The 21,878-nt window shown below is 60.6% G+C and carries 17 protein-coding genes, 2 tRNA genes and 1 pseudogene; 15 read left to right on the top strand and 5 right to left on the bottom strand.

The genetic code is table 11. The features are described from left to right. The 3 genes from GSM73_RS26885 to pdeM all read left to right on the top strand — a co-directional run. The coding region (locus GSM73_RS26885) for an ATP-binding cassette domain-containing protein (protein WP_256676702.1) at window positions 1-380 on the top strand (380 nt) is incomplete at its 5' end. Window positions 381-602: 222 nt separating this feature from the next. Continuing rightward, window positions 603-3,089 carry a ligase-associated DNA damage response DEXH box helicase gene (locus GSM73_RS04550; protein WP_160891695.1) on the top strand — a complete coding sequence of 829 codons (2,487 nt, stop codon included), beginning with the start codon at window positions 603-605 and terminating at the stop codon, window positions 3,087-3,089. Next, entirely contained in the window at window positions 3,089-3,745 is a 657-nt protein-coding gene (gene pdeM, locus GSM73_RS04545; RefSeq protein WP_047228426.1) for a ligase-associated DNA damage response endonuclease PdeM, read from the top strand. Before GSM73_RS04550 ends, pdeM begins: the two co-directional genes overlap by 1 nt. 36 nt (window positions 3,746-3,781) lie before the next feature. On the opposite strand, the gene GSM73_RS04540 is transcribed toward pdeM, so the two are convergent. Further along, window positions 3,782-3,997 carry a hypothetical protein gene (locus tag GSM73_RS04540; RefSeq protein WP_047228427.1) on the bottom strand — a complete coding sequence of 72 codons (216 nt, stop codon included), beginning with the start codon at window positions 3,995-3,997 and terminating at the stop codon, window positions 3,782-3,784. Between the two features lie 103 nt (window positions 3,998-4,100). Beyond that, a complete protein-coding gene (dcd, locus tag GSM73_RS04535) occupies window positions 4,101-4,667 on the bottom strand; it encodes a dCTP deaminase (protein WP_003184751.1) in 567 nt (188 codons plus the stop codon). Between the two features lie 354 nt (window positions 4,668-5,021). Between dcd and GSM73_RS04530 the strand changes: the two genes are divergently transcribed. Continuing rightward, window positions 5,022-5,231 (top strand): cold-shock protein, encoded by a 210-nt coding sequence (locus GSM73_RS04530; RefSeq protein ID WP_002554837.1) that lies wholly within the window; start codon window positions 5,022-5,024, stop codon window positions 5,229-5,231. 195 nt (window positions 5,232-5,426) lie between these two features. On the opposite strand, the gene GSM73_RS04525 is transcribed toward GSM73_RS04530, so the two are convergent. After that, on the bottom strand, window positions 5,427-6,434 hold the full coding sequence (locus GSM73_RS04525; RefSeq protein ID WP_047228428.1) for a DUF481 domain-containing protein: 1,008 nt from the start codon (window positions 6,432-6,434) through the stop codon (window positions 5,427-5,429). Window positions 6,435-6,571: 137 nt separating this feature from the next. On the opposite strand from GSM73_RS04525, the gene GSM73_RS04520 reads away from it, so the two are divergent. From GSM73_RS04520 to GSM73_RS04505, 4 genes are all read left to right on the top strand, one after another. Continuing rightward, a complete protein-coding gene (locus tag GSM73_RS04520; protein WP_171061418.1) occupies window positions 6,572-6,952 on the top strand; it encodes an MGMT family protein in 381 nt (126 codons plus the stop codon). 44 nt (window positions 6,953-6,996) lie between these two features. After that, entirely contained in the window at window positions 6,997-8,562 is a 1,566-nt protein-coding gene (locus GSM73_RS04515; RefSeq protein WP_047228430.1) for an AmpG family muropeptide MFS transporter, read from the top strand. Window positions 8,563-8,692: 130 nt separating this feature from the next. Next, window positions 8,693-10,408, top strand: a complete 1,716-nt coding sequence (locus GSM73_RS04510; protein ID WP_047228431.1) for a proline--tRNA ligase — start codon at window positions 8,693-8,695, stop codon at window positions 10,406-10,408. A 17-nt stretch (window positions 10,409-10,425) separates the two neighbouring features. Next, a complete protein-coding gene (locus GSM73_RS04505) occupies window positions 10,426-11,379 on the top strand; it encodes a hypothetical protein (protein WP_047228432.1) in 954 nt (317 codons plus the stop codon). Between the two features lie 177 nt (window positions 11,380-11,556). Here GSM73_RS04505 and dinB read toward each other — a convergent pair whose 3' ends face one another. Continuing rightward, on the bottom strand, window positions 11,557-12,618 hold the full coding sequence (gene dinB, locus GSM73_RS04500) for a DNA polymerase IV (RefSeq protein WP_076386106.1): 1,062 nt from the start codon (window positions 12,616-12,618) through the stop codon (window positions 11,557-11,559). Window positions 12,619-12,900: 282 nt separating this feature from the next. On the opposite strand from dinB, the gene GSM73_RS04495 reads away from it, so the two are divergent. The 4 genes from GSM73_RS04495 (at window position 12,901) to GSM73_RS04480 (ending at window position 17,386) form a co-directional block, all read left to right on the top strand. Further along, window positions 12,901-12,977: transfer RNA gene (locus GSM73_RS04495), tRNA-Met, on the top strand. Between the two features lie 254 nt (window positions 12,978-13,231). Next, window positions 13,232-13,308 (top strand) — tRNA-Met (locus GSM73_RS04490). Between the two features lie 152 nt (window positions 13,309-13,460). Next, on the top strand, window positions 13,461-16,103 hold the full coding sequence (mprF, locus tag GSM73_RS04485; protein WP_076386109.1) for a bifunctional lysylphosphatidylglycerol flippase/synthetase MprF: 2,643 nt from the start codon (window positions 13,461-13,463) through the stop codon (window positions 16,101-16,103). Continuing rightward, window positions 16,103-17,386 carry a virulence factor family protein gene (locus GSM73_RS04480; protein ID WP_047230038.1) on the top strand — a complete coding sequence of 428 codons (1,284 nt, stop codon included), beginning with the start codon at window positions 16,103-16,105 and terminating at the stop codon, window positions 17,384-17,386. The genes mprF and GSM73_RS04480 overlap by 1 nt, the downstream gene beginning before the upstream one ends. A gap of 224 nt (window positions 17,387-17,610) precedes the next feature. Here the strand turns inward: GSM73_RS04480 and GSM73_RS04475 are convergent, their stop codons facing one another. Continuing rightward, window positions 17,611-19,452 (bottom strand): potassium transporter Kup, encoded by a 1,842-nt coding sequence (locus GSM73_RS04475; protein ID WP_372241360.1) that lies wholly within the window; start codon window positions 19,450-19,452, stop codon window positions 17,611-17,613. Between the two features lie 334 nt (window positions 19,453-19,786). On the opposite strand from GSM73_RS04475, the gene rimO reads away from it, so the two are divergent. From rimO to GSM73_RS26880, 3 genes and pseudogenes are all read left to right on the top strand, one after another. Then, window positions 19,787-21,127 carry a 30S ribosomal protein S12 methylthiotransferase RimO gene (rimO, locus tag GSM73_RS04470; protein WP_047230036.1) on the top strand — a complete coding sequence of 447 codons (1,341 nt, stop codon included), beginning with the start codon at window positions 19,787-19,789 and terminating at the stop codon, window positions 21,125-21,127. 157 nt (window positions 21,128-21,284) lie between these two features. Then, on the top strand, window positions 21,285-21,758 hold the full coding sequence (locus GSM73_RS04465) for a GNAT family N-acetyltransferase (RefSeq protein ID WP_047230035.1): 474 nt from the start codon (window positions 21,285-21,287) through the stop codon (window positions 21,756-21,758). A gap of 7 nt (window positions 21,759-21,765) precedes the next feature. Continuing rightward, window positions 21,766-21,878, top strand: a pseudogene (locus GSM73_RS26880) (RNA-binding protein); the annotation flags it as partial.

Below are 21,878 nucleotides of genomic sequence, written 5' to 3'. Positions count from 1 at the left end.
CCCGTCGTTATCTCGACAAGGTCGGCCTGCCGGCGCGAGTGGCCGAGCAGTACCCGGCGTTCCTCTCCGGTGGTCAGCAACAGCGCGTGGCCATCGCCCGCGCCCTGGCGATGGAGCCGGAGGTGATGCTGTTCGACGAACCCACCTCGGCCCTTGACCCGGAGTTGGTGGGAGAAGTCTTGAAGGTGATTCAGGGCCTGGCCGAAGAAGGCCGGACCATGATCATGGTGACCCACGAAATGAGCTTCGCTCGCAAGGTGTCTGATCAGGTGCTGTTTCTGCACCAGGGCCTGGTGGAAGAAGAAGGCGCGCCGGAAGACGTGCTGGGCAATCCCAAAAGCGAGCGGCTCCAGCAGTTTCTCAGTGGCAACCTGAAATAAACCCGACAAACCTGAAGACTGCTTCTGTGGCGAGGGAGCTTGCTCCCGCTGGGCTGCGAAGCAGCCCCCAGGCGCTGGATGACACACTGCTGGGGACGCTGCGCGTCCAGCGGGAGCAAGCTCCCTCGCCACAAAAGCGCCCTCGCCACGATTTTCTTCATTAAACCTTTCATCCCTCACCGCGGTCACTGAAAGAGGACTTTCAGGGCGCACGCGGCGGGTATGGCGACATCCAACAACTACGCAAACCAGTGGTTCAGCGCCCGCGGCTGGAAGCCGTTCGCCTTTCAAAAACAAGTGTGGGCTGCCGTCAAACGCGGCGAATCCGGGCTGTTGCACGCCAACACCGGGGCCGGCAAGACCTACGCCGTGTGGTTCGCGGCGCTCAACCGGTTCGCCCGCTCGGCGCCACCGCCGGATAAACCCCGTAAACGCAAACCAGTGACCGGACCGCTGACGGTCCTGTGGATCACGCCGATGCGCGCGCTGGCCGCCGATACAGGCAAAGCCCTCGAGACACCACTGGCAGAGCTGCAGATTCCATGGAGCGTCGGCCTGCGCACCGGCGACACCAGCGCCAGCGAACGCGCCCGCCAGGGTCGGCGTCTGCCCACCGCGCTGATCACCACGCCCGAAAGCCTGACCCTGATGCTCGCCCGTGCCGATGCGCAAACGGCCACTTCGACGCTGCGCATGGTCGTGGTGGATGAATGGCACGAGTTGCTCGGCAACAAACGGGGGGTGCAGTTGCAATTGGCATTGGCGCGCTTGCGGCGCTGGCATCCCCAACTCATCGTCTGGGGTGTGTCCGCCACCTTGGGTAACCAGGCCCACGCCGAACAGGTATTAATCCCGCAAGGCAATGGCATCAGCGTGCAGGGGGCCAACGGCAAGGCGCTACGGGTCGATACGCTGCTCCCCCCGGCCCTCGAACGTTTTCCGTGGGCCGGCCACATCGGCCTGAAGATGCTGCCCCAGGTCATTGCTGAAATAGACGCCAGCAGCAGTTGCCTGGTTTTCACCAACACCCGGGCGCAATCGGAAATCTGGTATCAGGCCATTCTCCAAGCCAGGCCGGACTGGGCCGGGCTGATCGCGCTGCATCACAGTTCATTGTCCCGGGAAACTCGCGACTGGGTAGAGCAGGCCCTCAAGGACGGGCAGCTCAAGGCGGTGGTCTGCACCTCCAGCCTGGATCTGGGGGTGGACTTCTTGCCAGTCGAACGGGTTCTGCAGATTGGCTCGGCCAAAGGCGTGGCGCGGCTGATGCAGCGCGCCGGGCGTTCTGGTCATGCGCCGGGGCGGACCTCGCGGGTCACGCTGGTGCCGACCCACAGCCTGGAGCTGATCGAAGCCGCCGCCGCACAAGACGCCGTGGCTCAGCGGCGCATCGAACCCCGGGAATCGCCCCACAAGCCGCTGGATGTATTGGTCCAGCATCTGGTCAGCATGGCCCTGGGCGGCGGTTTCCTGCCTGACGAGCTGTTTGAGGAAGTGCGCGGCGCCTGGGCCTATCGGGACCTCAACGAAGCCGAATGGGCCTGGGCCCTGGCCTTCGTGCGCCATGGTGGGCTGTCATTGACCGCCTATCCCGACTACCGGCGGGTCGAGCCGGACGAACACGGCGTGTGGCGAGTCCCCGATGCGCGACTGGCCCGACGACATCGCATGAGCATCGGCACCATCGTCAGCGACGCCAGCCTGCAATTGAAGTTCTGGAGCAAAGGCGGTGGCGGCAAGACCTTGGGCAGCGTGGAAGAAGGCTTCATCGCTCGCTTGCGGCCTGGAGATGGTTTTCTGTTTGCCGGACGCTTGCTGGAATTGGTCCGCGTCGAAGACATGACCGCCTACGTGCGACGCAGCCAGGCCAAAAAAGCCGCCGTGCCGCGCTGGAACGGCGGGCGGATGCCGCTTTCCAGCGAGCTGGCCGGCGCCGTCGTGGCCCGTCTGAGCGAGGCCGCCACGGGCCGCTTCGAGGGCCCGGAGATGAGCGCCGTGCAGCCCTTGTTATCGATCCAACAACGCTGGTCCGGTTTACCCACGCAAGAAACATTGTTGGCCGAGCGCCTCAAATCCCGCGAGGGCTGGCATTTGTTTCTGTATCCCTTTGCCGGGCGCCAGGTTCATCTGGGGTTGGCGAGCCTGCTGGCCTGGCGCGTCAGCCGACAACAGCCGGTGACGTTTTCCATCGCGGTGAACGATTACGGCCTGGAACTGCTCAGTGCCACGGCACTGGACTGGACGCAGCACCTGGGGCCGGAACTCCTGAGCGTCGACAACCTGCTGGCCGATGTGCTGGCGAGCCTGAACGCCGGAGAGCTGGCGCTTCGACGCTTTCGCGAAATCGCCCGGATCGCCGGACTGGTATTTGCCGGCTATCCCGGCGCGCCAAAAAGTACCCGTCAAGTCCAGGCGTCCAGCGGGTTGTTCTTTCAGGTGTTCAAGCAATACGACGCCGACAACCTCTTGCTGGCCCAGGCCGGGGAAGAAGTCCTGCGTGAAGAATTGGATATACGCCGACTGGAGCAGACCTTGGAACGCCTCAATACCTTGAAACTCGACCTGCATGCCATTAAACGGCCCACCCCACTGGGATTCCCCTTGCTGGTGGAGCGATTCAGGGAAAGCATGAGTTCGGAGAAGCTCGCCGATCGCATCCGGCGGATGGTCAGCGAACTGGAAACGACCGCTGATCGTGGTGACGCCTGATGCCGGCGCCCTATCCCGTCAGCCTGGCCGGCGAAGAACTCTGGTTATTGCCGGAAAAAGCCCTGTACTGGCCTGCCCAGCAAACCCTGATGGTCGCCGATGTGCATTTCGGCAAGGCCGCTGCTTATCGCAGCCTAGGCCAACCGGTGCCCCATGGCACGACGGCCAGCAACATCGCCGTGCTGGACGGGCTACTGGCGAGCCTGCCATGTCGCCAACTGATCTTCCTAGGCGACTTTCTCCACGGTCCAGGTTCCCATGCCCCAGGCACCTTGAAGGCCCTTTGTAGCTGGCGTGAACGACATCAGCACCTGGCCATGACGCTGATTCGCGGCAATCACGACAAACGTGCCGGCGACCCGCCGCCAGCGCTGAACATCCGGGTCGTGCCGGAGCCTTTGTTGCTCGGACCTTTCGCCGTACAACATGAGCCCGATCCGCATCCCAGCCGCCACGTCCTGGCGGGCCATGTCCATCCCGTCTACCACCTGAGCGGCAAAGGACGGCAACGGCTGCGCCTGGCCTGCTTCCGGCTCGCCAGCGACATCAGCCTGCTACCGGCCTTTGGCGCATTCACAGGGGGTCATCGGGTCGAACAGGACAATGACTGCAGGATCTTTGTCATTGGGGATAACGAAATATGGCCCGTCAGTTGAAGCACACGTGCTTTCCACTGACGGGCCATTTTGCGATCAGGCAACAGGCGCAGGAGGCGGCTCATCTGGCAGGGTGGGTTCACCGGGTTCGCTGGGTTCTAGGGGCTGTTCGTTGGGGGTATCGGGATCAGGCTGGCCTGGAATACCGCCCGCCGCTTCGGCAGGGTGGGCCAGTAATGACCAAGCCATGACACCGATCTGATTGGGCTCAAGCTTTGCCAGTTCGGCACTGATTCGCGGATCGATCTTCATAGAGCAACTCCTGGGCGAAGGCCCGCTGCGCTGAGGCAAAAAAAACGGGCAGTACACCCCATAGAGTGCCTGCCCGCCCAGGAATTCAAACTGTTCGTCAGAATCAGGTACGCGGCAGCGTTACGCCGCGCTGGCCCTGATATTTACCGCCACGATCCTTGTAGGACACTTCACATTCCTCATCGGACTCAAGGAACAGCATCTGCGCCACACCCTCGTTGGCATAGATTTTTGCCGGCAAGGTCGTGGTGTTGGAGAACTCCAGGGTCACATGCCCTTCCCACTCAGGCTCCAGCGGCGTGACGTTGACGATGATGCCGCAGCGCGCGTACGTGCTTTTACCCAGGCAGATGGTCAGCACGTTGCGCGGGATACGGAAATACTCGACGGTGCGTGCCAGGGCAAATGAGTTCGGTGGAATGATGCAGACGTCGCTCTTGACGTCGACGAAGCTCTTCTCGTCGAAGTTCTTCGGGTCCACGGTCGCCGAGTTGATGTTGGTGAACACCTTGAATTCATCGGCGCAGCGCACATCGTAGCCGTAGCTGGAGACGCCGAAGGAAATCAGCCGATCGGCGCCTTCGCCACGCATCTGGCGCTCGACGAAGGGCTCGATCATGCCGTGCTCTTGCGCCATGCGGCGAATCCACTTGTCCGATTTGATGCTCATGGCGGTTTCCTGAAATAGCGAGGTGGAAAAAATACGTCCGGCATCTTACCGGGGCGCGAGGCCGGGTTCAAAGTGCGGGACGTAAATCTCGCCGATCCACCTTGATTTCCTGGTCCTGACGGCAATACCGCTGGCCGTCAGTCACCAAAACCGAGAAACCTTCGCAAAGACCATTGGCACATTCAGGAAAAAGGGTTAAGGTGACGTCACTGTGTTGCTTGTGTCACTGAGAATCTCTACACGATATGTTGAATTTCGATCCAACCATCTACAAGAATTTTTCCTGCTCTTTGCACTCAGTCTCGGCCAGGGTTCTTCCTGAGTCGCAGTTATCTTTGTTCAAGGAGTTACACCATGTCTAATCGCCAAACTGGTACCGTTAAGTGGTTCAACGATGAAAAAGGCTTCGGCTTCATCACTCCACAATCCGGTGACGACCTGTTTGTTCACTTCAAAGCAATCCAATCCGACGGCTTCAAAAGCCTGAAAGAAGGCCAACAGGTTTCTTTCATCGCTACCCGCGGTCAGAAAGGCATGCAAGCTGAAGAAGTTCAAGTTATCTAACTTGTCCTTGCTTTAGTAAAAAGCCCCGCCCTCAAAAGCGGGGCTTTTTTGTGCCTGTGTGTTTTTGCCCACGCACAAAAAAAATGTGGGAGCGAGCCTGCTCGCGATAGCGGCGTGTCAGTCAACGTTGATGTTGCTGATCCGCCGCTATCGCGAGCAGGCTCGCTCCCACACGGGTTGGTTGCTAGACCGGGATTACCAGGTCACGCCAAACCCGGCGGTGTAGCGCGTCTTGCTCAAGTCGCTGTCTTCGGTGCCCTCAATGACATCTTTCTCGGCCTTGAGGTTGAGCGAAGCCCAGTCGGTAACTTTGTAGCGCAGCCCCACCTCGGCGTCGTAGGCATATTCGGCAACACTGGACAGCGGCTTGCCGACTTCGCCATTGGTGAAGAACTCGACGCGCTTGCCAATCAGGTAGCGGTTGTAGTCCCACTTCATGGCGATGGAATAGAAGTTGTCGGTGCCACCGTCGCGGTATTCGTAATCGGTGCGGTTGAACAGCGAACCCAACGAGAAAGCACCCAGCTCGTCATCCCAGAACTGGTAGCCCGGACCGGTACCCACCACGCGCTGTCGAGCCAGCTCTTCGACTTTGTCGCGCTTGTAATTCAGGCGCCCTTGCCAGAACCATTTTTCCGTCAGGAAGCGGTCGAGGGAATACTCCAACCTCCAGTTGTCGGTGGAAACCACGTCATCCTGGAACTCACGGTTGTATTCGCCTTCGGCGGTATGCCGCCATCTGCCGTGGCGTGCCGAGGTCTTGAAATCGATGTCGTAATCATCGGTATCGTTTTCCGCGCGCTGATAATCCAGGGCAGCATCGATATTGCCCTTCCACACCAGATCCTCGACCACCGGTTTGGGTTTGAGGATTTGCTGGATACTGGCCAGCTCGACGGTTTTGGGTCCGTCGCCGTTGGCCAGGGTCACCTTGCCGTCCTCGGCAGCCTGCAGCGCCTTGGCTTTTTCGCCGGTGTAGGCATCCTGCTTGACCAGCAATTGCTGGTCGCTCTCAAGAGTCTTGACCTGTTTCCAGTCGATGGGAATCGCGCCGGCGTAATCGGTCTGGATCAGCAACTTGCCGCCATCGAAAACGGTGATCTTGCCGCTGAGCTTGTCGCCGTTCTTCAACCAAACGGTATCGGCAAGCAATGGCATGGAGGCGCTGGTGACAGCTAGGCATAGCAGGGTTCTAGACAACATAAGCGTATAAAGAGCTCAAGTTTGCGGTAAAAAGGCGGCATTATCCCCCGGGACGACACCTTAGCAAGGACTGACCGAAGTATTTGTAATGAGTTCATTTCTCAACCAACCTTGCGGGATTTAATCTACAAACGGCAATACGCCCTTGCCCAGGACACCTGAACGTGACTGATGCTCCCGCGGCCCCAGAGAACGCCGCCCAGATCCGCCGCACCACCCTGTACCTGACCCTGGCACAAGTGCCGGCCGGCAAGGTCGTGACCTATGGTCAGCTAGCCGAGATGGCCGGTCTGGGCCGAGCGGCGCGCTGGGTAGGGCGTACCCTCAGTCAGTTGCCGAACGACACAAAGCTGCCATGGCATCGAGTATTGGCTGCCGGCGGTCGGATCAGCCTGCCGGCCGGCAGCGCCTCAGGGGATGAACAACGCGCGCGCCTGCGCACGGAAGGGGTGAGTGTCCTGAATAATCGTGTTGATATTCAGCGCCATGGCTGGCGCCCGGTAGAGCACAGCGGTTAGAGTGCGCGCTTTGTTTTCGCAATTTTTGAGGCAGACTCCAGCCCATGCCCCGTAAAACCTGGCGCGCCGCCCTCGCCGCCTATGCCAGTCCCTCGACGCTCGTGCTGTTGCTGCTTGGCTTCGCCGCCGGCCTGCCCTACATGCTGGTGTTTTCCACGCTTTCGGTCTGGTTGCGCGAAGCTGGCGTGGCCCGCGAGACTATTGGCTACGCGAGCCTCATCGGCCTGGCCTATGCCTTTAAATGGGTCTGGTCGCCCCTGCTCGACCAATGGCGCCTGCCGCTGCTGGGCAAACTCGGCCGTCGGCGTTCATGGTTGGTGCTCTCCCAGGCCCTGGTGATCCTCGGCCTGATCGGCATGGGCTTCTGCGACCCGCAAAAGCACCTGTCATGGTTGATCGCCATCGCCGTGATCGTGGCTTTCGCGTCGGCCACCCAGGACATTGCCGTCGATGCCTATCGCCTGGAGATCGCCGACGACACCCGCCAGGCGGCCCTCGCCGCCAGCTACATGTCCGGGTACCGGATCGCGGCATTGCTGGCCACCGCGGGCGCACTGTTCTTCGCCGAAGGGTTCGGCTCCACCGGTTTCAGTTATAAGCACTCGGCCTGGGCAGGCACCTATCTGTTGTTCGGCGTGCTGATGGTCCCTGCGTTGCTCACCTCGCTATTCATGCGCGAACCGCCGGTGCCGCTACGCACCCAGTTGCAGGCCGGTCGCTATAGCTTCGTCCACCAGTTGGCCTCGGTGTTCGTACTCATCGTGCTGCTGGTGTCGGTACCGGCGATGTTCACCCAGCTCTATAACACCGACTTTGCCAGTGTCCTGTTCGAAGGCGTCAGCCTGCTGGACCTGCTGCTCGAAGACCGTGCCTTCCTGCGGGCCATTCTCTATATCACCCTGACAGCCCTGTGCCTTTCGGCCATGGGGCGCCGCGGGCTGGCGCCGGTGCTGACACCGGTCAACGATTTCATCCTGCGTTACCGCTGGCAGGCCCTGTTGCTGCTTGGGCTGATTGCCACCTACCGGATGTCCGACACGGTCATGGGCGTCATGGCCAACGTGTTCTACATCGACCAAGGCTTCACCAAGGACCAGATCGCCAGCGTCAGCAAGATTTTCGGGCTGATCATGACGCTCGTCGGCGCCGGCATGGGCGGCTTGTTGATCGTGCGTTTCGGTATCCTGCCGATCCTGTTTATCGGCGGCGTTGCCTCCGCCGGCACCAATATCCTGTTTTTGATGCTCGCCGACATGGGCGCCAACCTGCAGATGCTGGTTGTCACCATCTCCCTGGACAACTTCAGCTCCGGCCTGGCCACTTCGGCGTTCGTCGCCTACTTGTCGAGCCTGACCAACCTGAAGTTCTCGGCCACCCAATACGCCCTGCTCAGCTCAATCATGCTGTTGCTGCCGCGCTTGATCGGCGGTTACTCAGGGGTGATGGTGGAGAAATTCGGCTATCACGACTTCTTCCTGATCACCGCCTTGCTGGGGGTTCCGACCCTGTTACTGATTGCCTTGCACTGGTATCAGGAAAACCGCCGCCAGGGTTCAGGCTCGGCTTCGGAGCCGGAACCGACACCCACGCGACCTGCGCAAGAATCTTAGGAAACTTCCAGCAAGCGCCGGCGAAACCGGCGCTCATGCCTGGCGACCGGCCACGCGCCTGTACGCCAGGGCATCTCGCCCGTACAATGCTCCGTCACTTCTCGTCATCAGCAACCGACAACGGCCAACCATGCGCACCAGTCAATTTTTGCTCGCCACACAGAAAGAAACGCCTTCCGACGCCGTCGTGATCAGCCACCAGCTGATGCTGCGCGCCGGCATGATCCGCAAACTCGCCTCGGGCCTGTACACCTGGCTGCCGATGGGTCTGCGTGTGATGCGCAAGGTAGAAGCCATCGTTCGCGAAGAAATGAACGCCGCCGGCTCTCTGGAAGTGTTGATGCCGGGCACCCAGCCGGCCGAGCTGTGGCAGGAATCGGGGCGCTGGGAAGAGTACGGCCCTGAGTTGCTGCGCATCAAAGACCGTCACGGTCGTGACTTCTGCGCAGGCCCGACTCACGAAGAAGTGATCACCGACCTGATGCGCAACGAGTTGAGCAGCTACAAGCAGCTGCCTATCAACCTGTATCAGATCCAGACCAAATTCCGTGATGAAATCCGTCCACGCTTCGGCCTGATGCGCGGCCGCGAATTCATCATGAAGGACGCCTACTCATTCCACACCGACCTGGCCTCGCTGCAAGTCACCTACGACCGCATGCACCAGGCGTATTGCAACGTATTCACCCGCCTGGGCCTGAAATTCCGTCCGGTTGAAGCCGACAACGGTTCCATCGGTGGCGCCGGCTCCCACGAGTTCCACGTATTGGCCGAGTCCGGCGAAGACGACATCGTATTCAGCAACGGCTCCGACTACGCCGCCAACATCGAGAAAGCCGAGGCCGTCCCACGGGAAACCTCCCGCCCTGCACCGACCGAAGAACTGCGCCTGGTGGACACACCAAACGCCAAGACCATCGCTCAACTGGTGGAAGGCTACAACCTGCCGATCGAACGCACCATCAAGACCCTGATCGTGCGCGCCGAAGAAGAAGGCAAGCTGATCGCCCTGATCATCCGCGGCGATCACGAGCTGAACGAAATCAAGGCCGGCAACCAGCCTGGCGTTGCCAGCCCCCTGGTCATGGCCACCGACGCCGAACTGCGCGACGCCATCGGCGCCGGTGCCGGCTCCCTCGGCCCGTTGAACCTGCCGCTGCCGATCATCATCGACCGCTCGGTGGAGCTGATGAGCGATTTCGCCATCGGCGCCAACATCGATGACAAGCACTACTTCGGGGTGAACTGGGAGCGCGACCTGCCGGTTCCGGCCGTGGCCGACCTGCGCAACGTTGTGGCCGGCGATCCGAGCCCGGACGGCAAAGGCGTCCTGGAAATCAAGCGCGGCATTGAAGTCGGGCACATCTTCCAGCTGGGCAACAAGTACAGCAAAGCCATGAAGTGCGAAGTGCTGGGCGAGAATGGCAAGCCGGTGACCCTGGAAATGGGTTGCTACGGCATCGGCGTATCCCGCGTGGTCGCCGCCGCCATCGAGCAGAACAACGACGAGAAAGGGATCATCTGGAGCGACGCCCTGGCGCCATTCCAGATTGCCCTGGTGCCGCTGCGCTACGAGACCGAACTGGTTCGCGAAGCCACCGACAAGCTCTACGCCGAACTGACGGCGGCCGGCTTCGAAGTGCTGCTGGACGACCGCGACAAAAAAACCAGCCCCGGCATCAAGTTCGCAGACATGGAACTGATCGGCATCCCGCATCGGATCGTCGTCAGTGACCGCAGCCTGGCCGAAGGCAACCTGGAATACAAAAGTCGCACCGAGGCCGAGCCGCAAGCGCTGCCGGTCGCTGACGTGCTGTCGTTCCTCCAGGCCCGTATCCGCCGCTGACACCAGATAGAGACGTCATGTTCAAGCGAAACACCTTAGGCCTCGGGGGCGCCGCGCTGTGCGGCGCCCTGCTGGTCAGCGGCTGTGCCAACCAAATGTCGCAACGCAGCGAGCACGAAGAGCGGGTCGAGCGCAAACTGCTCGACCATAGCCTGCATATCGAAGTGGGCGAGCCCAAAGTACTCGAACTGCCGCAACGTCGGGTGCGGATCAATGAGCAGAAGACCTTCGAAGTCACCGAATTCGAAGTCACCCGCCATTATGATCGCTATACGCCGTATCAGCCCTGGCGCGAAGTTTACGAAATTCCGCTGGGCGCGGTGGCAGTGGTGGCGGGTGTCGGCGCCAATGTGGTCAATGTGTTCGCTCTTGGCAACCTCCCAGAGAGCGCGACTCGAGACTGGATCAGCTACGGCTTCGCCGGGCTCAATCCATTCATGAACGTGCCGTCCCATGGCCGCGCCCAGCAGAACCTGGCCGGAATCGACGAAGTGCAACGCGACAAACGCGTCGAACACACGAGCCTGCCCTGGAGCGAACGCCCGGTACAGGTCAAGGCTGCCCGGCAAACCTTCGAACTGAGCACCGACCGCAATGGCGTGTTGCGTTTGAATCTGCTGGAAAGCCCGTTCGCCGAGCATGATCTGAGCCACTTCGGCAAGTTGCAGATCAGCGTGACGGACGCCCTGGACGAGGTACACACCGACTCGTCCCTGAGCATCAGCAGCACGTTGCGCGGCAAGCTGGTGGAAGCCCATGGGTTGATCTACGACGATCTGGAAGATGACGAGGTGAGCCAGTGGGTTCATCGGGTCAAGCGGCTGTCGGAGCTGGGGCTTGAAGAAGAGGCCAGCGAGCTGGAACAGAGCCTGATCGAACTGACCCGCAATGATCCGGAGTTACAGACCGAATTCCTCAAAGCCCTGACCAAGGATGGCGGGCGCCTGGTGGCGGATCCAGGAGCGAACTAGCAGCAAAACCTTGTGGCGAGGGAGCTTGCTCCCGCTGGGGCGCGCAGCGGCCCTCAAGCCTGCCACCTCGGTGTGCCAGATAAGTTGAATCAACTGTTTCTGGGGCTGCTGCGCAGCCCAGCGGGAGCAAGCTCCCTCGCCACAAGAGCCGGCAAAGCCTTCATGTAAGTGGCAGCCTCACCGCTCAAACAATTCCAACTGCTCAAACCCGCCTCGCAGATCCTCCAGCCGTACCCCTATCCCCAACAAACGCACCGGCTTGCCGCCGCGGTTGAATGCCTGGGTCAATAGCAACTGGTAACTGCCCAGATCGCGCCCTGCCCCGGCCTGCTCCAGGGTGGTCTGGGTGAAGTCATGGAATTTCACTTTGACGAACGGCTTGCCCGGTCGATAACTACTGTCGATCCGGGCGATGCGCCCACTCAGGGACTGCATCAGCTCCGGCAGTTTATCGAGGCAGCTTGTCAGATCAGGCAGATCGACGTCGTAGGTGTTTTCCACACTGATGGACTGTCTACGGCTGTCATTGTGCACCAGACGTTCATCAATCCCACGGGCCAGGCTCCAGAGTCGCTCACCGAAACTGCCGAATTCGCGCACCAGCGCCAGCTTGTCCCATTGACGCAACTGCAGGCAATCGACAATGCCGAGCCTGTTCAGTTTGTCGGCGGTCACTTTACCCACCCCATGCAGCTTGCTCACCGGCAGGGCCGAAACGAAGTCTTCGACCTGATCCGGGGTAATGACGAACAAGCCGTTGGGCTTTTTCCAATCGCTGGCGATCTTGGCCAGAAACTTGTTGGGAGCGACGCCGGCGGACACCGTGATGTGCAGTTGATTGGAAACCCGCCGCCGAATGTCCTGGGCGATGCGGGTGGCACTCCCACCGAAATGGGCACTTGCGGAGACATCCAGGTAGGCCTCATCCAGGGACAGCGGCTCGATCAAGTCAGTGTAATCGCTGAAGATCGTATGAATTTCCTTCGACGCCTCCCGATAGGCGTCCATCCGCGGCTTGACGATGGTCAAGTCAGGACAGAGCTTCAAGGCGTGCCCGGATGACATGGCCGAGCGCACACCGTAGGCCCGAGCCTCGTAGTTACAAGTCGCGATGACCCCGCGCCGGTCCGCCGAACCACCGACCGCCAGGGGTTTGCCGGCCAGCCGCGGGTCATCGCGCATCTCGATAGCGGCGTAGAAGCAGTCACAGTCGACGTGGATGATTTTGCGTTGCGTCATAAGAGAAGCGGATGTGCGACAAGTCGGGACGCCAGTATCGCACCGACAACTGTATATAGCACCAGTAGTTGAAAAGATCCTTCACTGCGGCTGGAAAAAGCCTACGTGAATTTATTTCTTCAATCGTTGCGAAGCGTCCAATAGAGCGCCAGCCCTTGCCAGGCTTGCGTCACAGCGCTGTCACAATGCCCAGGACTTAGGCTAAGCAATTGAAGCTGAACAGATTTTCCTGGCGCCAGGGTTGACAGCCAGCCGATCCTCTGTAGAATGCCGCCACACAGACGCGGGATGGAGCAGTCTGGTAGCTCGTCGGGCTCATAACCCGAAGGTCGTCGGTTCAAATCCGGCTCCCGCAACCAAACATCAAAAAAGGCTACTCGAAAGAGTGGCCTTTTTTGTGGCCGTTTGTTTTTGAGCAAGGCGCCGTGAAGAGAAGACCTGCTAACCTCGCCCACCCCCACGGCGACGCAATGCAGACTGCCTGCTTGTAGGACAATTTCCTTTTGATTTCTTGTGTTTAGCTCGGTTGGCGACGAATTGGCCGTTTATTTGACCTCACCACCTTTTAACGGTTGACACTCAGGCGTTCGCCTGTAGAATGCCGCCACACAGACGCGGGATGGAGCAGTCTGGTAGCTCGTCGGGCTCATAACCCGAAGGTCGTCGGTTCAAATCCGGCTCCCGCAACCAAACATCAAAAAAGGCTACTCGAAAGAGTGGCCTTTTTTGTGCCTGTCGAAAAAAGCTTTCATGACAAATATTTTGTAATTATTTTTTTCGGCAGGGATTGGTAACTGAGCGGGTTGCCCCCATCCTGTCGCGCATAGTTCAAGAGGTGATTGATGCGCGCTCACTCGTCTGCCCCACAAGACACTGTTACTGCGGTACAACCGATCAAGGCCGGGCGCTTGCGCTGGCTGGAGCGTATCAGTCAGTACCGTCAGCCTATCGGCCTCGCCGTCACGCTGTTGCTGTTCGCCCTTGCATTGATTGCCTGTCGCCACCTGCTGAGCGAGCTCGATCTGTACGCTCTGCACGACTCGATCATGCAGGTGCCGCGCTCAGCCCTGCTCGGCGCAGTCGCCGCGACGGTCGTCGGATTCGTCATCTTGCTGGGCTATGAATGGTCCGCCAGCCGTTATGCCGGTGTGAAATTGCCCGCGAAAACGCTGATCCTGGGCGGATTCAGCGCTTTTGCCATCGGCAACGCCATCGGGCTCTCGTTATTGTCGGGGGGCTCGGTTCGCTACCGGCTGTATGCCCGCCATGGCCTGGGCGCGACAGATGTCGCCCACATGACCCTGTTCGCCAGCCTGTCCCTGGGCTGTGCACTGCCGCCGCTGGCAGCCCTGGCAACCCTCAGTGATCTGCCCGCCGCTTCCGCCGCCCTGCACTTGCCGGCCACCTGGCTGGGAGCGATCTGCGTGGCGGTGCTGCTGCTCACCTGTGCGCTGGCTATCGGCATCTACCGTCGGCGCCTGCCAGAACAGCCCTATCGGGACAGCCTGCTGATCAAGGCCGGGCGCCGCACCCTGCGCCTGCCGGGCCGACGCTTGACGCTCCTGCAACTGATCATCACCACGCTGGATGTCGCGGCGGCCGCCACGGTGCTGTACTTGTTGTTGCCCGAAACACCACCGTTCGGCGCCTTCCTGCTGGTGTACCTGTTGGCGCTGGCAGCCGGCGTACTCAGTCATGTACCGGGCGGGGTCGGGGTGTTCGAAGCGATCCTGCTGGCGGCCTTCGCCGACAAACTGGGGGCCGCGCCTTTGGCAGCCGCCCTGCTTTTGTATCGCTTGATCTATGTCCTGCTGCCGATGCTGGTGGCCTGTGTGTTGTTGCTGATCAATGAGGCGCAACGGCTGTTCCAGGCCCGCCAGTCCCTGCGGGTAGCGTCGGGCCTGGCGGCGCCGATCCTGGCGGTGCTGGTGTTCCTCTCGGGCGTGGTGCTGCTGTTTTCCGGCGTGACCCCGGAAATCGATACTCGCCTGGAGCACATTGGTTTCCTGATCCCTCATCGGCTGGTGGACGCCTCGCACCTGGGCGCCAGCCTTGTGGGCGTGTTGTGCCTGTTGCTCGCCCAGGGTCTGCGCCGTCGCTTGTCTGCTGCCTGGATGCTGACCACCGTTTTACTGTTGGTGGGCGCCCTGCTCTCACTGCTCAAGGGCTTCGATTGGGAAGAGGCCACGCTGCTGACGCTGACGGCCAGCTTGTTGGCGGTGTTCCGGCGTTCGTTTTATCGTCCGAGTCGCCTGACCGAGTTGCCATTTTCGCCGCTGTTTCTGATTGCCAGCCTATGCGTGCTCGGCGCGTCAATCTGGCTGCTGCTGTTTGCATACCAGGACGTGCCCTACAGCCATGAACTGTGGTGGCAATTCACCCTCGATGCCGACGCACCTCGTGGTCTGCGCTCACTGCTGGGCGCGGCGGTGCTGCTGGTGGTGGTGTCCCTTACCTGGCTGCTGCGTACCGCCCGCCCGGTGATCCAGCTGCCGGCGGCAGAAGAACTGGAGCGAGCCAAAAAGATTCTCATGGCCTCTTCACAACCCGACGGCGGCCTGGCCCTGACCGGTGACAAGGCATTGCTGTTTCATCCCAACGACGAAGCATTTCTGATGTATGCCCGCCGTGGCCGCAGTCTGGTGGCATTGTACGACCCGATCGGCCCTACCCAGCAACGCGCAGAAATGATCTGGCAGTTCCGCGACCTGTGCGATATCCATCATGCGCGCCCGGTGTTCTATCAGGTTCGCGCCGAGAACCTGCCGTATTACATGGACATCGGACTGACCGCGATCAAGCTGGGTGAAGAAGCACGGGTCGACCTCAAGCATTTCGATCTCGAAGCCAAGGGCAAAGAGATGAAGGACTTGCGCTACACCTGGAACCGCGGTACCCGGGACGGCCTGTCGCTGGAGATCCACGAACCGGGCCAGGCGCCGATGGATGAGCTGAAGGTCATTTCCGACGCCTGGCTGACCGGCAAGAACGTGCGGGAAAAAGGCTTTTCACTTGGCCGCTTCAGCGATGACTACCTCAAGCATTTCCGCATCGCAGTGATTCGTTTCGAAGGCCGCCCGGTGGCGTTCGCCAATCTGCTGGAGACGCACAGCCATGAATTGGCCAGCCTCGACCTGATGCGCGCCCATCCCGACGCCCCGAAACTGACCATGGAATTCATGATGGTCGGGCTGATTCAGCATTACAAAGCCCATGACTATGCCCGCTTCAGCCTCGGAATGGTCCCCCTGTCGGGCCTGCAACCGCGACGCGGCGCACCGCTGACCCAGCGTCTGGGTTCGATGGTGTTCCGCCGTGGCGAACAGCTCTACAACTTCCAGGGCCTGCGCCGTTTCAAAGATAAATTCCAGCCTGACTGGGAACCTCGTTACATGGCCGTGCCCGCCGGACTCGATCCGCTGGTAGCTCTGGCCGATACCGCCGCCCTGATTGCAGGCGGCCTGACTGGATTGGTGAAACGCTGATGATGCAACGCTCCTGGCGATACGTAGTGGCCACCCTGTTGGTGGTGGCGGTGATTCTCGGTGGCGGTTACTGGTACTGGAACCGCCCTGCCCCGCAACCGACCCTTGAACAGCTGACGCCGGTCGACGGTGCCCCCATGACCCGGATCATTCCCGGCACCCCGCCCCGCGCCCAAGTGCTGGTGGCGGTCAACGAAGAGCAGAAACTCAGCGACACGCAATTGCTGACCCTCAGCCGCAGCGGCTCGGCGCAAATCGTCCAGGTGATCCTGCCCAAGGACTGCATGCTGCAAGGCCGTGCCCTGCAGGCCGGCCTGAAGCAGCTCCAGGGGCCAGCAACGCTGGTCAGTGGTATCGGCCCCGGAGCCGTGCTGGCCTGGCGCTGGCTGGCGGAGCAGAAGAACGACAAGGCCCAGGCCGTTTCGGTGGACCTGGCCCTGGAAAAACCCGGCTGCACCCACCTGCTGCCTAAAAGCGCGGCCCACGGCCACTGGCTGGTGGCCTGGAATGACAACCCCGACGACACCAGCGCCGGTTTCGTACGGGATCAACCGAACGCTGAAACCAGCATCAGCAACTACGACATCAACCTGCCACAGGTGCTGAACAACGAACTGCACAAGATCCTGGTAGGCACCGACCAGGGCGGCCTGAGCATTCCCGTAGTGGAAGTGCCGGCCAGCCAGGCCCGGGACACCGTGACCCTGTTTCTCTCCGGAGACGGCGGCTGGCGGGACCTGGATCGGGACGTGGCCGAAGAAATGGCCAAGATCGGTTACCCGGTCGTCGGCATCGACACCCTGCGCTACTACTGGCAGCACAAGAGTCCGGAACAAAGCGCCCAGGACCTCACCGAACTGATGCAGCACTACCGTCAGGTCTGGGGCACCAAGCGCTTCATCCTGACCGGATATTCCTTCGGCGCCGACGTACTGCCCGCAATCTACAATCGCCTTCCGGCCAGCGAACAGCAAGGGGTCGACGCAATCATCCTGCTGGCCTTCGCGCGCACCGGCAGCTTCGAGATCGAAGTCGAAGGCTGGCTCGGCAATGCCGGCACCGAAGCCGCCACGGGCCCGGAAATGGCCAAGCTGCCCGCCGACAAAGTCGTGTGCATCTACGGCGTAGAAGAAGCGGCTGAAAGTGGCTGTACCGACAAGACCGCGGTGGGCGAAGCCATCCAGCTACCTGGTGGCCATCATTTCGACGAGAACTATCCGGCGCTGGCCAAGCGCCTGGTGGACGAAATCAACAAGCGCCAGAACAAGAACGCCGAACAGTGAGCTGAGGCTGGTTTTTTGTGAACCCTGCGAACCTAATGTGGCGAGGGATTTATCCCCGCTCGAGTGCGAAGCACTCGCACAGGTCATGAACCCAGGAAAATCCAGAGGGTTGCTTCGCAACCCAACGGGGATAAATCCCCTCGCCACAAATTGTTGTCCACTCAACCCCACGCCCACCAAAAAGCCCCCGCTGCCACAAGGCAACGGGGGCTTTTTTGTTTGGGCTACATTTCCACCTGGGTCCCCAGTTCAATCACCCGGTTCAGCGGCAAATTGAAAAAGCGCAAATTGCCGTTGGCGTTTTTCAGCATGAAGGCGAATAGCACTTCGCGCCAACGGGCCATGCTTTCAAGCTTGGAAGCGATGACCGTTTCGCGGCTGAGGAAGTAGGTGGTGCGCATCGGGCTGAAGTCCAGCTCATCCAGATGACACAGCCTGAGCGCCTGTGGCACGTCCGGTTCGTCAGTGAAACCAAAGTGCAGGATCACCCGGAAGAAACCTTCGCCGTAGGAATCCACCTCGAAGCGCCGTTGCGGCGGCACCCGGGGGATGTCTTCGTACACCACCGTCAGCAGCACCACTTGCTCGTGCAGCACCTGGTTGTGCAACAGGTTATGGAGCAGCGCGTGAGGCACGGCATCCGGGCGGGCAGTGAGGAAAACCGCCGTGCCCTTGACCCGATGGGGAGGTTCGACACGGATGCTGCTGATAAATACCGGCAACGGCAGAGCGCCTTCATCCAACCGATCTACCAACAGTTCCTTCCCGCGCTTCCACGTGGTCATCAGAATGAACAACACGATCCCCGCCAAGACCGGAAATGCGCCGCCCTGCAGGATTTTCGGGACATTGGCGGCAAAAAACAGGCCGTCCACCAATAGAAAACCGACCAGCAACGGCACCGTCAGCAGAGGTGGCCATTTCCACAGCAACAACGCCACCGCCGACACCAGGATGCTGGTTATCAGCATGGTGCCGGTCACTGCCACGCCATAGGCAGAGGCCAACGCGCCGGACGACTCGAAGCCAAGCACCAGCAGGATCACGCCAACCATCAACGCCCAGTTCACCGCGCCGATGTAGATCTGCCCTTGTTCGGCGCTGGAGGTGTGCTGGATGTACATGCGCGGGATATAGCCGAGCTGGATGGCTTGGCGTGTGAGGGAAAACGCGCCGGAAATCACCGCTTGGGATGCGATCACCGTGGCGAAGGTCGAGAGCACCACCAACGGCACCAGCGCCCAGCCTGGGGCCAACAGATAAAACGGGTTACGAGCGGCCTCCGGGTTCTCCAACAGCAAGGCGCCCTGACCGAAATAGTTGAGCACCAGTCCTGGCAACACCAGGACGAACCAGGCCCGGGCAATCGGTTTGCGGCCAAAATGCCCCATGTCCGCATACAAGGCTTCGGCGCCGGTCAAGGCCAGTACCACGGCCCCCAGGATCGCAACGCCAACCCCCGGATGCACCATGAAAAAGCGCACGCCCCAGGCCGGGTTCAACGCCTCGATCACCTGCGGATGCTGGACAATGCCATGAATGCCCAGGCCGCCAAGGACCACGAACCACAGCACCATGACCGGCCCGAACAATTTACCGATCCGATCGGTCCCGTGTTTCTGAATCAGGAAAAGCGCCACCAGAATCACCAGCGCCATCGGCACAACCCAGTGATCCAGCCCATCAAAGGCCACTTCCAGACCCTCCACGGCCGACAATACGGAAATGGCCGGGGTGATCATGCTGTCACCGTAAAACAACGAGGCGCCGATCAGCCCGAGAATCACCAGCACCGAACGCAACCGGGGATAAGGGGTGGACGCCCGCCGGGCCAGCGCGGTCAACGACATGATGCCGCCTTCGCCCTGGTTGTCGGCGCGCAGGATAAACAGCACGTATTTGATCGAGACGACCCAGACCAGCGACCAGAAGATCAGCGCCAGAATCCCGAACACTCCGTCATGGTTGACCTGCACACCATATTGACCGGAAAACACTTCCTTGATGGTGTACAAGGGACTGGTGCCGATGTCGCCATAGACCACCCCCGCGGCGGCCACCAACATTCCCACGGGCCTGGCCGCTGCATGCCCGGTACCCGACACCTGACTCTCTGCCTGCTCCATCCAACACTCCCACTACCTGATCCGCGCTGCTGGAAAGAAGCACCCTGATTGACCTTGCGTCCAGGCCACCTTACTTCCTGTTACAGACAAATGATTGACTGTAGAGATTCAGTTGCGCTGGACGGCGCGAAGCATAGCGCAGCACTCGTCGTTTTTCCCCGTATAAAGCTGGTCAAGCGCTTCCAGCACCGCTAGAATTGCGCACTTTTTGATCAGAGGCGCGTCAAGCGTCCTGTCTCCACAAGAGACGATCTCCCCTACACCGAGGTTAGACATGTCCACCACTACCGCGCCGGCCAACCCCAAGGTTGGCTTCGTATCCCTGGGTTGCCCGAAGGCTCTGGTCGACTCCGAGCGCATCCTGACCCAGCTGCGCATGGAAGGTTATGACGTCGTATCCACGTACCAGGACGCCGACGTGGTAGTGGTCAACACCTGCGGCTTCATCGATTCGGCCAAGGCCGAGTCCCTGGAAGTGATCGGCGAAGCCATCAAGGAAAACGGCAAGGTCATCGTGACCGGCTGCATGGGTGTGGAAGAAGGCAATATCCGCGACGTGCACCCCAGCGTGCTGGCCGTGACCGGTCCGCAGCAGTACGAGCAGGTCGTCAATGCCGTGCACGACGTAGTGCCGCCCCGCCAGGACCACAACCCGCTGATCGACCTGGTGCCGCCGCAAGGCATCAAGCTGACACCGCGCCACTACGCTTACCTGAAGATTTCCGAAGGCTGCAACCACAGTTGCAGCTTCTGTATCATCCCCTCGATGCGCGGCAAACTGGTAAGCCGCCCGGTGGGTGATGTGCTCGATGAGGCCCAGCGCCTGGTCAAGGCCGGCGTCAAGGAGCTGCTGGTGATCTCCCAGGACACCAGCGCTTATGGCGTCGACGTGAAATACCGCACTGGCTTCTGGAACGGCGCGCCGGTGAAAACCCGCATGACCGAACTGTGCGAAGCCCTCAGCACCCTCGGCGTGTGGGTCCGCCTGCATTACGTCTACCCGTATCCGCATGTCGACGAACTGATCCCGCTGATGGCCGCCGGCAAGATCCTGCCGTACCTGGACATCCCGTTCCAGCACGCCAGCCCGAAAGTCCTCAAGGCCATGAAGCGCCCGGCTTTCGAAGACAAGACCCTGGCCCGCATCAAGAACTGGCGCCAGATCTGCCCGGACCTGATCATTCGCTCGACCTTCATCGTCGGCTTCCCTGGCGAAACCGAGGAGGACTTCCAGTACCTGCTGGATTGGCTGACCGAAGCCCAGCTCGACCGCGTCGGTTGCTTCCAGTATTCGCCCGTCGAAGGCGCACCGGCCAACGATCTGGACCTGGATGTGGTGCCGGACGAGGTCAAGCAGGACCGTTGGGAGCGTTTCATGGCGCACCAGCAGGCCATCAGCTCGGCGCGCCTGCAAATGCGCATCGGCCGTGAAATCGAAGTACTGGTGGATGAAGTGGACGAGCAAGGCGCCGTGGGCCGCTGCTTCTTCGACGCCCCGGAAATCGATGGCAACGTATTCATCGACAACGGCAGCAATCTCAAGCCGGGCGACAAGGTCTGGTGCAAGGTGACCGACGCTGACGAATACGATCTGTGGGCTGAACAGATCGGTTGAGCTGCTGCTTCACAGACTCAATGTGATACCTGTGGGAGCCGAGCTCCCACAGGTTCTTTCACAGGCCGAAAAATTGAAGAGCCTCGCTATCCTCACAAGATGCGAGGCTTTTTTGCAGCTATCGTATGGAGATATCCAGCACAAGGAGCAGGCGGGCATGCGTCAGCATTCGGTCATCCACACACCGAAATCCAGCGACTATCAGGAACTGACCCGGGTCTGGGAGGCCTCGGTACGCGCCACCCACGATTTTCTGCCGGACAGCTACATCGAACTGTTGAAGAACCTGGTGCTCACCCGTTACCTGGACGCGGTCATGCTCATCTGCACCCGGGACACTCGCCAGCGCATTACCGGTTTCGCCGGCGTCGCAGCCGGCAAGATCGAGATGCTTTTCATCGACCCGCAACACCGGGGCCAGGGCCTGGGCAAACAGCTGTTGCGTTATGCCATGGAGCACATGAACGCCGATCAACTGGATGTCAACGAACAGAACCCGCAAGCCTTGGGTTTTTACCTCAAGCAAGGCTTCGAAGTGGTCGGCCGTTCGGCAAAGGACGGCATGAACCAGCCGTACCCGTTGCTGCACATGCGCTACAAACAGCCCGACCTGAAGGTCCAACGCGGCTAAAAGGCAAATGGACCCGCGATTAACCGGCGCCAGGCAGGTACAATGCCCACCCTCTTTTTGTTACGGCCCTGTCATGACTGACCCGATTCGTCTCTCCAAACGCCTCATCGAACTCGTCGG

Source organism: Pseudomonas sp. PICF6, assembly GCF_009831705.1.
Taxonomy (GTDB): Bacteria; Pseudomonadota; Gammaproteobacteria; order Pseudomonadales; family Pseudomonadaceae; genus Aquipseudomonas; species Aquipseudomonas rhizophila.
Note: the sequence above shows the minus strand (reverse complement) of the source record. Positions and strands in the feature narration are given on the sequence as shown.